Origin of the sequence: Pseudolactococcus insecticola (genome assembly GCF_011170065.1) — a bacterium.
GTDB lineage: Bacteria > Bacillota > Bacilli > Lactobacillales > Streptococcaceae > Pseudolactococcus > Pseudolactococcus insecticola.
Genome location: NZ_BLLH01000004.1, coordinates 89694 through 104601, shown reverse-complemented (window position 1 = coordinate 104601; position 14908 = coordinate 89694). Strand labels below are relative to the sequence as shown.

Below are 14908 nucleotides of genomic sequence, written 5' to 3'. Positions count from 1 at the left end.
GTTATCATAATATATAATGAGTTGATAATAATTTGATTTCTTTTTCTATCTAATAAAAATTTAAAAATAAGGTGGTTCGCATGGCTTTCAATAACCGTGATATTAAAAAGTTACAATTAAAAAAACAATTTCCAATATTGACATTATCACCTAGTGATAATAATAGTGAAGCAACTATGAAACAACTCATCAATTCTCTAGGTTTTGTGCAGCTTGATAGCATGCGTGTCATGTCTGCAAGAAGTCAGGACATATTTTTTTATAATCGGGATAAAAGCTATAAGATCAACGATTATTTGAAATTATACAAAGAGGATTTTGCAGCTGAACTCTATCTTCATGCCCTATCTTTGGTGCCTAGTCATCATGAGCTAACACATCTGCTGCATAGCTCAAGATATAAAAAACTAGAAGCGACAAACGAAAAAGATAACTATATCAAACAGTTCAAGTTATTGACAGAAGAAAAAAGTACCCTCTCTCATAAAAAAGAAAATTGGGATATGTCTGATAAAGACGTTGTCACGAACGCCTTATGGCGAGCAGGGTTATTGAAGATTTCTAGAAATGAAAAATTTAATAAATTATATACGCTAAAAACAGAAGTGCAAGAAAGCCACTTGTCTCAGACAGAAATTTCAGAACAAATGATGGCTCATTTTGTTTTATTGAGCCTGCAAAATATTGGCCTTGCTACATTTGACGATATGAAGAGATATTTTAATCTCAAAGTAAAAGATCTTGAAAATGCGATTTCCAGGCTGTCAAAACAGCATCAGATAATGCTTGCTGGGCAATATGAGGGAGAAGATTACTATATATTGCCAGAAGATGAGAAGCTAATGGACGTGAAGGGAGTTGATAGGGACATGGCATGCAAGTTTTTATCACCATTTGATAATGCGATTAAAGACAGGGTACGATTGAATCGCCTGTTTGATTTTGACTATAAACTAGAAAGCTATATGCCAAAAAATAAAAGAAAATTTGGCTATTTTGCCTTGCCTATCTTGGTGGGTGATGAGATTGTAGGGGCGATAGATCTAAAAGTAAACGATAAAACAAAGACTTTGCTAGTCAAACAATTAACATTAAAGTCAATGACTATGAAAAAATATCTGCCAGACATTGAAGAAAATTTACAAGAGTTTAAAGCGTTTACTAACATGGATGAGATTAGCTGGGAAGAAGGCATAGTTATTTTATAGGAAAATCAAATTCATTGACATCCAAACAAGAAGTGGTAAAATAAATTTAACGTTTACTTTTGTAAACGACACAGAAAATACTTATAAAAAAACAGAGGTGAACTTATGGCTTACACAACAAGTACGGACGAACAAAAAGTCGCTATCGTGAACATCAAATCCCTTGAAGGAAAAGTGAAAGCGCGCATGGAAGCGCAAGGGAACAAAGGTGCATTTGGCTATATCCGTGGCGGTGCCGAAGACGAGTGGACAATGTCTGAAAACACACGTGCCTTTAATGACAAAAAAATCGTCCCACGTGTTTTGCGTGGCGTTGATTCAGCTGATTTGTCAACATCGATTTTCGGTATTGACCTGAAAACGCCAATCATCCAAGCACCAGTTGCGGCGCAAGGTTTGGCGCATATGGCGGGAGAAGTTGATACGGCGAAAGCCATGGCCGAAGTTGGCTCACTCTTTTCAATCTCAACATACGGTAGCACGTCAGTAGAAGATGCTGCCGCTGCAGCACCTGGTGCACCGCAATTTTTCCAACTTTACATGAGTAAAGATGATCAGTTTAACGAATTTTTGCTTAAAAAAGCAGTTGCTGCTGGCGTGAAAGCCATCATCTTGACTGCTGACTCAACACTTGGCGGATACCGTGAAGAAGATGTCATCAACGGCTTTGAGTTTCCACTTCCTATGCCAAACCTTGCAGCATTTTCAGAAAGCGACGGTGTGGGTAAAGGCATCGGCGAAATCTATGCGGCTGCTAAACAAGGCCTTGTGTTAGAAGATATCAAAAAAATCAAAGATATCACAGGGCTTCCAGTCCTTGTCAAAGGCGTGCAATCTGCAGAAGATGCGTCAGCTGCTATTGATGCAGGAGCTGATGGTATCTGGGTTTCCAATCACGGCGGTCGTCAACTTGACGGTGGTCCAGCCTCTATCGAAACTTTGCCAGCCATTGCATCTGCTGTCGCTAAACGTGTGCCAATCGTCTTTGACTCTGGTGTTCGTCGTGGTGAACATGTTTTCAAAGCGATTGCACAAGGTGCTGACCTGGTAGCTGTTGGCCGTCCAGTCCTTTACGGTCTAAATCTTGGTGGCGCACAAGGTGTGCAATCAGTGATTGAACATTTGAACAAGGAATTGTCTATCACGATGCAGCTTGCTGGTACAAAAAATATCGCTGAAATCAAAACAACTGACTTGATTGACTAATCTAAAAAATGATTCCATTTTATACTTCAAACGTGACAAACTAAACCGGGTTTGCTATGATAGAATCATCCTTAAAATGATTAGGTTACCCTTCCTAATCTTCATAAAACTCCCTTTTTAGAAAAGAGCTGAGATTTTTCTCGGCTTTTTTCGTATAATAGAATAAGGACATTAACCAAAGATATGATTCGTGAGATAGAAACAGGAGATAAACATGACAAAACGTGGATTTGAAATCGTAACAGCCTATCAAGCAGCTAGTGTGAGCTTGCCTGTGAGGACGACGGCGCATGCGGCTGGCTATGATTTTCAGGCAGCTGAAACAATTGTGCTTGCACCAGGCGAGATTAAGCTGATTCCAACGGGAATCAAGGCCTATATGCAGTCTGGGGAAGTGCTCTATCTCTATGATAGGTCCTCTAACCCACGAAAAAAGGGCTTGGTGCTGATTAACAGCGTTGGCGTCATTGACGGCGATTATTATGGCAATCCTGATAATGAAGGGCATATTTTTGCCCAAATGAAAAATATTACGGACGAACCTGTCACGGTTGAAAAAGGCGAGCGTATCGTACAAGGTGTGTTTGCGCCGTTTTTGATGGCAGATGATGATACAGCACACGGCACGCGACTTGGCGGCTTTGGCAGTACAGGTAAATAAAAATGGCAAAAGTAAAATCAAAGTTTGTCTGCCAATCATGTGGCTACCAGTCACCAAAATATATGGGACGTTGTTCCAATTGTGGCGCGTGGAACTCTTTTGTCGAAGAAGTTGAGACGCAGGAAGTCAAAAATGCGCGCGTGACAATCACAGGAGAAAAGACGCGACCAATCAAACTTGGAGAAGTCGAAAGCCTTGAAACACCACGGATTTTGACTGATATGGACGAGTTCAACCGTGTGCTAGGCGGCGGTGTAGTACCAGGGAGCATGATTTTGATTGGTGGCGATCCGGGTATCGGTAAGTCTACAATCCTGCTACAAGTGTCGGTTCAGCTGGCCAATCGTGGGCGCGTACTTTATGTGTCAGGCGAGGAGTCGGCGCAACAAATCAAGATGCGTGCAGAGCGCTTGGGTGATTTGGACTCAGACTTTTATCTCTATGCCGAAAACAATATGCAAAACGTTCGTGCTGAAATTGAGAAATTACAGCCAGATTTTCTGGTGATTGACTCGATTCAAACCGTGATGAGTCCTGAAATAACAGGTGTTCAAGGTTCTGTCAGTCAGGTACGGGAAGTCACAGCGGAGCTGCTCCAGATTGCTAAAACCAATAATATCGCAACTTTCATCGTGGGACATGTGACAAAAGAAGGTAGCCTTGCGGGACCACGGATGCTTGAACATATGGTAGATACCGTTTTGTATTTTGAAGGTGAGCGGCAGCATACTTTTCGGATTTTGCGGGCGGTCAAAAATCGCTTTGGCTCGACAAATGAAATCGGTATTTTTGAGATGCAGTCGCAGGGCTTAGTTGAGGTGACAAATCCCAGCGAGATATTTTTAGAAGAGCGCTTAGCTGGTGCGACGGGCTCTGCTATCGTTGTGTCGATGGAAGGGACGCGGCCGATTTTGGTTGAAATTCAGGCGCTTGTGACGCCGACTGTGTTTGGTAACGCCAAGCGAACGACAGCAGGCCTTGACTTTAACCGTGTCAGCCTGCTCATGGCAGTACTTGAAAAGCGTGCCAATCTTTTGCTACAAAATCAGGACGCCTATCTCAAATCTGCGGGGGGTGTCAAACTTGATGAACCAGCGATTGACCTTGCGGTTGCCGTTGCAATTGCGTCAAGCTATAAGGAAATTCCGACGTCGCCAGATGTTGCATTTATAGGCGAGATCGGCCTGACTGGTGAGATTCGCCGTGTTAATCGCATCGAAAGTCGGATCAATGAGGCGGCAAAACTAGGTTTCAAAAAAATATATGTACCGAAAAATTCGCTGACAGGTCTTGAGATCCCAGCAAGTATTGAAGCGGTTGGCGTCACGACATTAACCGAAGTCTTGCAAAAGGTTTTTGGTTAATGAAGATTTTTTAAATAAAATATGGTAAACTAGGGTAGTGCAATCGTTTTCAATTTGCACTACTTTTTCAATCTAATAATTTTACACAAGAAGGAGAATGATATGAGAAGAATCATCATTCATGCCTTGATGGCGGTCATCGGTGCAACACTCGGCGACTCATTTTTACCTGAATTTTGGGTATTGGTGCATCAAAGGCAATTTGAACATAACGCAGTAGTCAATAGTTTAGTTGGCGCAATTATTTTTCTGATTTTTTCCTTTATATTTATCAGACTACTGTTGAACTTTGTTGAAAAAATTGACGAGGCTGTTGCAACAATCAATATTCAAAAAATTACCTGGGGATTTATCGGTGCTGTGATTGGCTTGATTATTGGTGCCATTGCAAGTATTCCCTTTTGGATTTTGCGGACGCCGATTTTGTCGACAATTGTCCCGTTTTTGCTGATGATTCTAACGATTTATGTCGGCTATAGCATTTCGTCACGGCGTGAGGCGGATATTTTCAAGATTTTCAGTAGGAGAAAAACGAGTGAAAAAACGGCTTCTGATACTGATAAGAAAAAGCATCAGAAAAACTATGCCAAACTGCTGGATACCAGTGTTCTGATCGACGGTCGGATTTTCGATATTCTAAAAACTGGCTTTTTGGATGGCGAGATCATTGTGCCAAATTTTGTCTTGCTAGAGATGCAATTGCTGTCCGACAGTAACGATAACCTCAAGCGTGCCAAGGGTAGACGGGGTCTTGACTTGGTCAATGAAATGAAAGACATCGCAAAAGTAACTGTTTCTGGTAAGGATTACGAGGATATTCATGAGGTGGATACGAAGCTCTTACGCTATGCGTCAGAGACGGGCGCTGCGCTTGTGACAAATGACTTTAATCTTAACAAAGTCGCAGAAATCCAGGGTGTGAAGGTGCTCAATATCAATGACCTTGCAAATGCGGTGAAACCGCAGCTGCTCGTTGGTGATACGCTTGAACTTGTCATTGTCAAAAAAGGCACGGAACGTCGTCAAGGCATCGGTTATTTGGCTGACGGGACGATGATTGTCGTTGAAGAAACTGCAGATAAGATTGATCAGACGGTGAGAGTTGCCGTGACGAAATCACTTCAAACGTCGGCTGGCCGTATGATTTTCGGGGAACTTGCACAATGACGGGCAGTCCAAATGAAAAAAGCTATAGTGCTGTGATCTTGGCTGCGGGTTCTGGCACGCGAATGGGTGCTGCGCATAACAAAATCTTTTTGACGCTCAACAGTCAAGCGGTTTATACCTATTCTTTGGATTTGTTTTTGGCAGATGCAGATTGTGCTCAGATCATTTTAGTCGGTAAAGTCGCAGAAAAAGAGCAGTTTTTGGCAGTATTGTCAGACAAGGTTCAGTTTGTCGTGGGGGGCGCGGAGCGTCAGGATTCTGTCAGAAATGCTTTGGCACATGTGAGCACATCACAAGTCATGATCCATGATGGCGCGCGACCTTTTGTGACGCTAAAAGAGCTTTCCGCCTTGAAAACGCATCAGAATGCAATTTTGGCGGTGCCTGTAAAGGATACAATCAAGCAGTCTGACGATGGGAAAATCACACATACTGTGCCCCGTCAGAACCTTTGGAGTGCGCAAACCCCTCAGTATTTTGAGACGGCAGTCATTCGTACAGCGCATGAGGCAGCTTTTTCAGCACGTTTTCTAGGGACTGACGATGCGAGTTTGCTTGAGACATTTTCAGATATACCTGTCGATATCGTCATGGGGTCTTATGATAATATCAAGCTGACTACGCCCGAGGACTTAACGGTTGGTCAGGCGATTTTAGCTAAACGTGGCCAGTTATGACCATTTTTTGCCCATGATCTGGTAAAATGGAACTATGTCATAGTTAAAAAATAGTCTATTTTGATTGATTTGCTTGAAACAAAGGAGTATCGGATGTCTGATAATAAGATGAAGTACACGATAGATAGTAATATGCAGTTTCCTATGATTGAAATTGCGCTTGAAACTGGCGAGTTTGCCTATATTCAACGGGGCAGTATGGTCTATCACAACAGTGCTGTCACGCTTAATAGCGAGTTAAATGCAAAAGGCAGCGGCATTGGCAAATTGTTAAAGGCTGCGGGGCGTGCGATGACGTCTGGCGAGAGCGTTTTTATCACGAAAGCGAGCTCTAACAGTGATGAAGGCTTAATCGCCCTTGCGCCGTCGACTCCTGGACAAGTCATGGCGCTTGAACTAGGTCAGAACCAGTATCGGCTCAATGATGGTGCTTTTCTAGCGCTTGATGGCAGTGCGCAGTATAGCATGGTGCGTCAGAGTATTGGTCGGGCTTTCTTTGGTGGTCAGGGCGGTTTGTTCGTTATGACGACTGAAGGTGTAGGGACCTTGCTTGTCAATGCTTTTGGGTCAATCAAAAAAATCAGCCTGGAAAATCAGGAAATAACGATTGATAACGCGCACGTCGTTGCTTGGTCAGAAACGCTTGACTATGATATTCATCTGGAAAATGGCTTTGTGCAGTCTATTGGCACTGGCGAGGGGATTGTCAATCATTTTCAAGGGACGGGAGAAGTTTACGTTCAAAGTCTCAATATTGAGACGTTTGCAGGGATTTTGAAAAATTATATCGTGACGGATGGGAAGTCTGGCTCGTCTGGTAACGCCTTGGGAGGAATTTTTGATGCACTCACTTAGAATTGGTCATGGCTACGACGTTCATCAACTCGTGTATAAACGTGATCTGATCATCGGTGGGGTGAAAATTCCGTTTGAAAAAGGACTACAGGGGCACTCTGATGCCGATGTTTTACTGCATGCGATTGCGGATGCGATTCTTGGCGCGCTTGGTCTAGGTGATATTGGGCATGCCTTTCCTGATACGGATACGGCTACGCTTGGTATCGCATCAACCGAGATTCTGTCAGATATTTACAAAAAAATGCTTGAACAAGGCTATGAAATTAGTAATATTGACACGACTATCATGGCTGAAAAGCCTAAGATGTCACCACATTTGTCGCGCATGAAGGGAAATATCGCTTATGTGCTCAATACGCGACCTGGAAATATCAATATCAAAGCCACGACGACTGAAAAACTTGGCTTTATTGGCAGAAGTGAGGGAATCGCTAGTGAAGCGGTTGTGTTACTGAGTCGCATCGAAAAAGAGTCTCAAAAATGATTAAAAATTTGTTGCTAACTCAAAGTTAGCGCTTTTTTTGATATTTTGGTAAAATAGGGATGACTGTTTATTTAACAAGGAGAAAACGAAAATGGCTAACAAAATTCGTGTGCGTTATGCACCATCACCAACCGGACTTTTGCACATCGGGAATGCCCGTACAGCACTGTTTAACTACCTCTATGCGCGTCATCATGGCGGTGATTTCATTATTCGTATCGAGGATACTGACCGCAAGCGTCATGTAGAGGACGGGGAACGTTCACAGCTTGATAACTTGCGCTGGCTTGGGATGGACTGGGATGAGTCGCCTGAAACGCATGACAACTACCGTCAGTCTGAACGCCTGCCACTTTATCAAAAATATATCGATGAATTACTTGCGTCTGGCAAGGCTTATAAGTCTTACAAAACAGAAGAAGAGATTGCAGTTGACCGCGAAAAACAAGAAGCAAAAGGCTTGCCCCCTGTTTATATTAGCGAGTTTGCTGGACTTTCTGATGCTGATGAGGCTGCATACATTGCAGAGCGTGAAGCAGCTGGCATCGTGCCGACAGTTCGTATCAAGGTGCCAGAAGGCTCTATCTACACTTGGAACGATATTGTTAAAGGTGATATTGAGTTTGAAGGTAAGAACATCGGTGGCGATTGGGTCATTCAAAAACGTGATGGTTATCCGACATATAACTTTGCTGTGGTTGTAGATGATCACGATATGCAGATTTCTCACGTCATTCGCGGTGATGACCATATTGCTAATACCCCTAAACAGCTGATGATTTATGAGGCGCTAGGCTGGGATGCGCCTGAGTTCGGGCATATGACCTTGATTATCAACTCTGAGACTGGTAAAAAGCTGTCTAAGCGCGATACCAACACCTTGCAATTTATCGAGGACTATCGCAAAAAAGGCTATCTGCCTGAAGCGGTGTTTAACTTTATTGCCCTGTTAGGCTGGAATCCTGGCGGAGAAGAAGAGATTTTCTCTCAAGCGCAATTGATTGACCTGTTTGATGAAAATCGTTTGTCGAAATCTCCTGCGGCGTTTGACCAGAAGAAACTGGACTGGTTGGACAACGATTATATCAAAAATGCTGATCTGGACAAGATTTTTGAGATGGCAAAACCATTTCTTGAGGCAGCAGGGCGTTTAGATGACAAGTCAAAACACTTAGTTGAACTTTATCAGCCGCAAATGACGTCAGTTGACGAAATCGTTGGTCTGACGGATTTGTTCTATGCTGAGTTTCCTGAGTTGACTGATGCGGCAAAAGAAGTTCTTGCGACTGAAACTGCACCGATTGTCATCAAAGCCTTCAAAGAAAAAATCGAAAATCTATCGGATGCAGACTTTGTCAAGGACAACATCTTCCCGCTGATCAAGGAAGTCCAAAAAGAAACGGGCATCAAAGGGAAAAATCTCTTCATGCCGATCCGAATCGCCGTATCAGGCGAAATGCACGGCCCTGAGTTGCCAGATACGATCTATCTGTTAGGAAAAGACAAGGCGATTAAGCACTTGTCTCAGTTTGTAGATTAAAATAAAAAATGACTTCTCATGCGAGAAGTCATTTTTTTAGAGTACATCGACAAAATACTTGAAAATCGCAAACTCACTGTCAATCGTATCCCACGTTCCTTCAGGATGCCACTGGACAGCTAAAAGGCGGTTGTTTTTATTTTCGACAGCCTCAATGATGCCGTCAGAAGCGGTGGCAATGCTTGAAAGCTCGTCAGACAAGCGATGAATCGCCTGATGATGATAAGAATTGACATGATAGCGCTCTGGTAGAAAATTTAGCGATGAGGTTTGATCCACTGCCACAAAATGCGTCGGGAACTGCTGTTTGGTCGGAGCTTGCAGGTGTTTGACAGTTGTGCTAGCAAGGGATAAATCCTGATAGAGACTGCCACCAAGTGCAACATTCATCAGCTGCATGCCACGGCAAACGCCAAAAACTGCTTTTTTTTGCTTGATACTTTCTTTGATGACGGCAATCTCGAAGGCATCACGGTCTGGATTGATAAGACCTAGCAGGCGGTGTGGATCCTCGCCGTAAAACTGAGGTGCGACATCTTCACCACCTGTCAGCAGAATCTTATCCACCATGCTGACATAATCAGGAATTTTGTCAAGCGCGTCAATCGGGATGATGATGACAGTTGCACCAGTCGTTTGGAGAGCATCAGTAAAGGCTTTCCGCGTATAGATGACTTGATTTTCGTGAAAAGGTTGTTCCTCAAAGTTAAGATATTGGGTGCCGATAATGCCGATAGTTGTCATGTATGTCTGCTTTCTTTAGTGTGATTATTTCATTTGGATTCGCCTGATTCTTTTGGTACGTAAAGGCGTGATTTTTCAAGATTTAGCGTATAAGTAACGTCACGGTTATCACGGACGGTGTGTTCAAAATCAGTACTATAAATCAAAAGACGTAGGGTGTCATTTTCGTGGAGCTGGTAGATTGTAGGCTCAAGACGCATCTCGACTTTGAGCCATTCGTCAGGCGTGACAGAGTTGATCTCAAGCAGATTTTGGCGATTTTGCAGGTTCATGAAGCCTTTGGTAACGACTTTGTATGGCATCTCTGTAAGCGCCAAGTCCTTGACATCATCGTAGGCGAAGTTTCGTCCGAGGTCGATAGCCTTAAGCGCAAGGGTGCCTGGCGCGTCGTTCAGGCGCTTTTTGCTGCCGTAGTCGAGGATCTGAGCAGACAGGATGCCCTTGGTGTCATTTAGCTTGATGCGCAGATTTAGCACGATCTGACCGTTGATGATGCTATCTTCAGGGACGTTGATGTCAATGACAGCAGCATTTGCCTTGCCAGCAAAAAGATCAGTTTTGAAACGCCTGAAATCACGGCTGTAGCCGTCAAAAGTCTGGTCGTCATAGTGATTGTCAAAGCTTGCAAACTCGCCTTCAAAACCAAGCGGACTTTCAGAAATGTTGGTAGCACCGAAGTTATCGAGTGTTTTGAAAGATTGGTAAGCACCATTTTCTTGCCAAATCACTGGCGGTAAGTCAAGCGACAGCGGATTTTCTAGCAGTTTAGCTGTCAAGTAAGCGTTAATCGTCTCAGAAAAGTCAATTGACTGCCAGTTATTGATGTAAACGTGGCTGCCCTGATGTAGAAAAGCATGTTTAACCACGTGTTGCGGCAGAGCGTGCCAGAACTTGAAGGCGTGCTGTGCGGTGACATTGAAGTCTTGCATACCGTGGACGATAATGACGTCAGCTGTCACTTTATCTGCATTTGGCAGATAGTTTCTGGCATGCCAGTAACTGTTATAGTCGCCTGACGCACGATCAAGCTGAGTTGTCATATCAGCCAACTGTTTTTGGTAGGTCGCATTGCCAGTCAGAAAGTCAGCAGCATCAAGATTGCGCGAATAAGTCAGCTCAGCAAGGACGTCCAAATCTTCACCTGGATAGCCGCCAGGACTGCGAACGAGACCATTTTCACGGTAGTAGTCGTACCAGCTCGTGATGCCGGCCTCAGCAATGATGACATCAAGCCCAGAAACGCCCGTTGTTGCAGCGCCGTAAGCTAACGTGCCTAGATAGGACTTGCCAGTCATTACGACATGACCAGTTGCCCAGTCAGCCGTGAGCTCGTGTGTTTTTTTACGGCTGGTAAAAGCACGTGCTCTGCCATTTAGCCAATCAATAACAGCTGTAACACCTGCGATTTGCTGATAATCACCACTCGTCATAAAACCGTCAGAACCGCGCGTACCAACGCTTGCGACGTAGATAGATGCAAATCCTCGTGCTAAAAAATAGTCGTTGAGACTATAAGTCCAACCGTGTGTGAAATGCCCTTGCGCTTGGTTGTTTTTCGCCATTGGCACAGGTTTTTTGTCGTAGTTAGGAAAGCTATCAACCGTATCGTCAGCATCTGTTATCTCAATAAAGCCAAGTGGCTTTTGCGTCAAAGGGACAGCCATATCGTGAAGTTTTTGATCATTTGCAAGGTCGTTTGTCCCCAGATGATAGGGACTTGCAGTCATGATGACAGGCAGTTTGCCGTCAAACTGTGGGCGGATAATCTCAACTTTTATCAAGTCGTAGTCACCGCGACGTTCAGTGTCAACAGGACTTTCAACGTAGACAAATTCACGCGTCAGAGTTTGCGCAGTATCAAAGGTGGCAAGGCTTTTGTCGTTGAAAAAATGGTAGTGGTTATCAAGCGGCAGCAGGCCTTCTGACACCCAAAACTCGACCAGCGTCATAGCGTTCTTGCGGCGGCTGAGCATCAAGAGATAGATGGCGGATATCACGTGTTCTGACGATGTGTCTTGTGTCAGATCAACAGTGGGCAAATGCAAATCTGACGCAAATGTCAAGCTGTCAGAAAGCGAAAATTCAAAATTCGCCACAAAATCAAGCAGTTGTAAGCCAATCGCATAAAAAATATCCCAGGTGAGCGGCGTGTCAGAGTGCAGGAAGTCCCAGAGCGTCTCCCTATCAGTTGCTGCAAGCGTCGTCAGATCAACAGGCGCTGTCAAGAGCCAATTTTTTAGATTGCGCTTACTTTCTAGCTGTGTGTCAAATTTGAAACGCAGCCCAGCAAGATCAGCTAGTTTTTCGTCAAATGTCTTATCAATAATAGAAAACTGGTTAAAGCGCGTCATGTCTATCTCCTTTGTATGAGGGTATCTAACAAGATTATATCAAAATTGTCAAGAAAACTGGCTTAAATAGAACTAAAAAGTGAATGAAAACGTTCACAAAACCTTTACATGTCGCAGAAAATCTGATAAACTTGTAAAGTACTTATATTTCAAGATGAGCAAAATGCTCAAAACTTACACTTACTTAAAGGAGATTACACCAAAAAATGGACGTAACATGGATGACTAAATACATCGCTGAATTTATCGGAACAGCGATTCTCATTATTCTCGGTAACGGCGCGGTCGCAAACGTTGACCTCAAAGGAACTAAAGGATTCGCTTCAGGCTGGATGACGATTGCCTGGGGTTATGGCTGTGGCGTGATGATTCCCGCTTTGATGTTTGGTAACGTTTCAGGCAACCACATCAACCCAGCCTTCACACTCGGTCTTGCAGTATCAGGCCTTTTCCCATGGGCACACGTTGCGCAATACATCATTGCACAATTGCTCGGCGCAATGTTTGGACAACTCGTGCTTGTCATGGTTTACCGTCCTTACTACTTGCAAACGACTAACTCAAACCATATTTTGGGTTCATTTTCAACGATTGATAATGTTGATGACGGCACAAAAGCAACACGCCGTGGCGCAACAATCAATGGTTTCCTAAACGAGTTTGTTGGGTCATTTGTTTTGTTCTTTGGCGCACTTGCATTGACGCATAACTTCTTTGGTGCTGAAATCAAAGCAGCTGTCACTAAATTGCTCACAGCTCAAGGCCAAGACATTACTAAAATGTCAGCATCTGACCAAGTGACAAACGGAATTTCAAACTACATTGGTTTGTCTTCAGGATCGCTTGCAGTTGCTCACTTAGCACTTGGTTTCCTCGTGATGGTACTCGTTGCCTCTCTCGGCGGACCTACTGGTCCTGGTCTTAACCCAGCGCGTGACCTCGGTCCTCGTATCGTGCATGCTTTGCTTCCAAAATCAATCCTTGGTGAAAACAAAGGCGATTCTAAATGGTGGTACGCATGGGCACCAGTTGTGGCACCAATCTTGGCTGGTCTTGCAGCAGTTGCACTTTTCAAAATCATTTTCTTATAATTTTTAAATAAAATGAATAAAAAAGCTTGGTCAATTTGCCAAGCTTTTTTTATTTACCCAAGAGTAAGACGAGCGTAATGACAGCATTCCACAGAAAATGGACGGACATGTTGAGATAGAAATTGCGGTACTTAGTATAGAGACTTGTCAGCACAAGACTCATGAGTCCGTAAGTTAAAAAGCTCGGAATGTCAGTCGGCATATGAGCTGCCGTAAAGAGCCCCCAGGCAAAAAACATCGCGACTTTGGGCCATTTGTTAAATAAAAGTTCAAACATGCTAACTCGAAAGACAAGTTCCTCAAAAAAGCCAGCAGAAACAGTCATGATGAAAAAGACGAGCGGCGGTAATGCCTTACCAATCGCATCGACAGCAGCTTGGTTTTCAGTGGTGTCAGTCTTTGTCAAGCTCATGATGACGCCTGAAATCATACTGGTCACAAGCATAAGCACAAAACCAGTCGCAATTTTCCCAAGTGGGAATTGGCGCAGGCTGATCTTTGGGATTAATTCATGTTTTCGTGCCCAGTCATAAGATAAGGCGACGCAGACGATAAAAATCAGCAAAAATGCAAGAATTTTCCAAAGATGGAAATGCTGATGCCTATCCATCGGAAGCGCAACAGCGCCTTGTGAGACTTGCCAATAAAGCAACAAAAGTAGATAAGACAGACGAGATAGCCAAGTCTGTTTTTTTGGTTCATTTTCAGGTAAATCAACCTGTTCAGCCTTTTCAGATTCGATAATATCAAAATAGTTCATGGGCATATTATAGCATTTTTGTATATCATTAACAATATTTTGGGAAACTTGTTAAAATTATATTATAAAGATAAGTAAAAAGAAAAGAGGAAAAATATGGCTAAATTATTGGAGAAAATTCGCACGAGTAAAAAAAATCTGGGGCTAGTTATTTTGGCTGCTGCGGCGATTATCGCGATTCCAATCGGAGGTTACTTTGTCTATCAGCAGCAGCTGACGGCGAACGTCTCGGATCTTCAGATGCGTGAGTACAATGCTGACATTGTCAAAGGGCTTTACGGGCGCAGTCGGGCTGATTATACTGGGGATGAGTTTACGAAGTCACAAGACGATGATAATTCATTTTTGCCAGACACGGAAACGACTTTACAGCGTAAACTCTACATTCAGGGTAAGTACTATGATTACCAAGATGGCGGAATTGCAAAAGGTCAAGCGCTGATAAACGCGAAACCTGGTACGCTCGCATCAACTTGGGGCGGTGCGGCGGTAAATAATGTACGCGATAACCGCTCAACCCACTTTATCGGACATAATCCAGGGCTGTTTTCAATCTTGACAAAGATGAAAGTTGGCGAAAAAATAACGGTTTATGACTACAAAGGCCAAAACCGTCAGTATACCGTCACAAAAATCGTGCAGATTGGCGATCATGCTTTTTCAACAACATTGCCTAAAACAGACTACTGGCCAACAATCGTACAACCAGGTTCACGTGAACAAGTAGTCTTACAAACATGTCTGTCAAAAACAGTCAACTTACTTGTTATCCTAAACTAAAGCAAAAAATGCACGAC

At 43.5% G+C, this 14908-nt stretch carries 14 protein-coding genes; 11 read left to right on the top strand and 3 right to left on the bottom strand.

Annotated features, from left to right (window positions below; all coding sequences use genetic code 11):
- Nucleotides 1-80: 80 nt before the first annotated feature.
- The 9 genes from Hs20B_RS05265 to gltX all read left to right on the top strand — a co-directional run bounded on the left by Hs20B_RS05265 (nt 81) and on the right by gltX (nt 9165).
- Nucleotides 81-1208, top strand: coding sequence for a DNA glycosylase AlkZ-like family protein (locus Hs20B_RS05265; RefSeq protein WP_172356311.1), 1128 nt, complete (start codon nt 81-83; stop codon nt 1206-1208).
- A gap of 105 nt (nt 1209-1313) precedes the next feature.
- Complete coding sequence (locus Hs20B_RS05260; RefSeq protein WP_172356310.1) at nt 1314-2414, top strand: lactate oxidase; 1101 nt, start codon at nt 1314-1316, stop codon at nt 2412-2414.
- A 214-nt stretch (nt 2415-2628) separates the two neighbouring features.
- A complete protein-coding gene (locus Hs20B_RS05255; protein ID WP_172356308.1) occupies nt 2629-3075 on the top strand; it encodes a dUTP diphosphatase in 447 nt (148 codons plus the stop codon).
- 2 nt (nt 3076-3077) lie between these two features.
- The gene (gene radA, locus Hs20B_RS05250; RefSeq protein WP_172356307.1) at nt 3078-4439 is read left to right on the top strand and encodes a DNA repair protein RadA; all 1362 of its coding nucleotides are present in this window, start codon (nt 3078-3080) and stop codon (nt 4437-4439) included.
- A 102-nt stretch (nt 4440-4541) separates the two neighbouring features.
- Nucleotides 4542-5606, top strand: coding sequence for a PIN/TRAM domain-containing protein (locus tag Hs20B_RS05245; protein ID WP_172356305.1), 1065 nt, complete (start codon nt 4542-4544; stop codon nt 5604-5606).
- A complete protein-coding gene (gene ispD / locus Hs20B_RS05240; RefSeq protein WP_172356303.1) occupies nt 5603-6283 on the top strand; it encodes a 2-C-methyl-D-erythritol 4-phosphate cytidylyltransferase in 681 nt (226 codons plus the stop codon). Before Hs20B_RS05245 ends, ispD begins: the two co-directional genes overlap by 4 nt.
- 93 nt (nt 6284-6376) lie before the next feature.
- On the top strand, nt 6377-7138 hold the full coding sequence (locus Hs20B_RS05235; protein ID WP_172356301.1) for a TIGR00266 family protein: 762 nt from the start codon (nt 6377-6379) through the stop codon (nt 7136-7138).
- Nucleotides 7125-7625 (top strand): 2-C-methyl-D-erythritol 2,4-cyclodiphosphate synthase, encoded by a 501-nt coding sequence (gene ispF, locus Hs20B_RS05230; protein ID WP_172356299.1) that lies wholly within the window; start codon nt 7125-7127, stop codon nt 7623-7625. Before Hs20B_RS05235 ends, ispF begins: the two co-directional genes overlap by 14 nt.
- A gap of 91 nt (nt 7626-7716) precedes the next feature.
- A complete protein-coding gene (gene gltX / locus Hs20B_RS05225) occupies nt 7717-9165 on the top strand; it encodes a glutamate--tRNA ligase (protein WP_172356297.1) in 1449 nt (482 codons plus the stop codon).
- Nucleotides 9166-9201: 36 nt separating this feature from the next.
- On the opposite strand, the gene Hs20B_RS05220 is transcribed toward gltX, so the two are convergent.
- Nucleotides 9202-9909: a gamma-glutamyl-gamma-aminobutyrate hydrolase family protein gene (locus Hs20B_RS05220; protein WP_172356295.1), complete on the bottom strand. Its 708-nt coding sequence runs from the start codon at nt 9907-9909 to the stop codon at nt 9202-9204.
- 29 nt (nt 9910-9938) lie between these two features.
- The gene (locus Hs20B_RS05215) at nt 9939-12260 is read right to left on the bottom strand and encodes a Xaa-Pro dipeptidyl-peptidase (RefSeq protein ID WP_172356293.1); all 2322 of its coding nucleotides are present in this window, start codon (nt 12258-12260) and stop codon (nt 9939-9941) included.
- Nucleotides 12261-12466: 206 nt separating this feature from the next.
- On the opposite strand from Hs20B_RS05215, the gene gla reads away from it, so the two are divergent.
- Entirely contained in the window at nt 12467-13351 is an 885-nt protein-coding gene (gene gla / locus Hs20B_RS05210; protein WP_172356291.1) for an aquaglyceroporin Gla, read from the top strand.
- Nucleotides 13352-13400: 49 nt separating this feature from the next.
- On the opposite strand, the gene Hs20B_RS05205 is transcribed toward gla, so the two are convergent.
- On the bottom strand, nt 13401-14111 hold the full coding sequence (locus tag Hs20B_RS05205; RefSeq protein ID WP_172356289.1) for a CPBP family intramembrane glutamic endopeptidase: 711 nt from the start codon (nt 14109-14111) through the stop codon (nt 13401-13403).
- Nucleotides 14112-14207: 96 nt separating this feature from the next.
- Here Hs20B_RS05205 and Hs20B_RS05200 point away from each other — a divergent pair, with 96 nt between their 5' ends.
- On the top strand, nt 14208-14891 hold the full coding sequence (locus tag Hs20B_RS05200; RefSeq protein ID WP_172356287.1) for a sortase domain-containing protein: 684 nt from the start codon (nt 14208-14210) through the stop codon (nt 14889-14891).
- Nucleotides 14892-14908 lie beyond the last annotated feature (17 nt).

Excerpts from the sequence above, each read along its gene's own strand:
- Hs20B_RS05245 (WP_172356305.1), top strand. The coding sequence starts at position 4,542 with ATGAGAAGAATCATCATTCATGCCTTGATGGCGGTCATCGGTGCAACA.
- gltX (WP_172356297.1), top strand. The coding sequence starts at position 7,717 with ATGGCTAACAAAATTCGTGTGCGTTATGCACCATCACCAACCGGACTT.
- Hs20B_RS05205 (WP_172356289.1), bottom strand. The coding sequence starts at position 14,111 with ATGAACTATTTTGATATTATCGAATCTGAAAAGGCTGAACAGGTTGAT.
- ispF (WP_172356299.1), top strand. The coding sequence starts at position 7,125 with ATGCACTCACTTAGAATTGGTCATGGCTACGACGTTCATCAACTCGTG.
- gla (WP_172356291.1), top strand. The coding sequence starts at position 12,467 with ATGGACGTAACATGGATGACTAAATACATCGCTGAATTTATCGGAACA.
- Hs20B_RS05265 (WP_172356311.1), top strand. The coding sequence starts at position 81 with ATGGCTTTCAATAACCGTGATATTAAAAAGTTACAATTAAAAAAACAA.
- Hs20B_RS05220 (WP_172356295.1), bottom strand. The coding sequence starts at position 9,909 with ATGACAACTATCGGCATTATCGGCACCCAATATCTTAACTTTGAGGAA.
- Hs20B_RS05235 (WP_172356301.1), top strand. The coding sequence starts at position 6,377 with ATGTCTGATAATAAGATGAAGTACACGATAGATAGTAATATGCAGTTT.
- Hs20B_RS05215 (WP_172356293.1), bottom strand. The coding sequence starts at position 12,260 with ATGACGCGCTTTAACCAGTTTTCTATTATTGATAAGACATTTGACGAA.
- radA (WP_172356307.1), top strand. The coding sequence starts at position 3,078 with ATGGCAAAAGTAAAATCAAAGTTTGTCTGCCAATCATGTGGCTACCAG.
- ispD (WP_172356303.1), top strand. The coding sequence starts at position 5,603 with ATGACGGGCAGTCCAAATGAAAAAAGCTATAGTGCTGTGATCTTGGCT.
- Hs20B_RS05255 (WP_172356308.1), top strand. The coding sequence starts at position 2,629 with ATGACAAAACGTGGATTTGAAATCGTAACAGCCTATCAAGCAGCTAGT.
- Hs20B_RS05260 (WP_172356310.1), top strand. The coding sequence starts at position 1,314 with ATGGCTTACACAACAAGTACGGACGAACAAAAAGTCGCTATCGTGAAC.
- Hs20B_RS05200 (WP_172356287.1), top strand. The coding sequence starts at position 14,208 with ATGGCTAAATTATTGGAGAAAATTCGCACGAGTAAAAAAAATCTGGGG.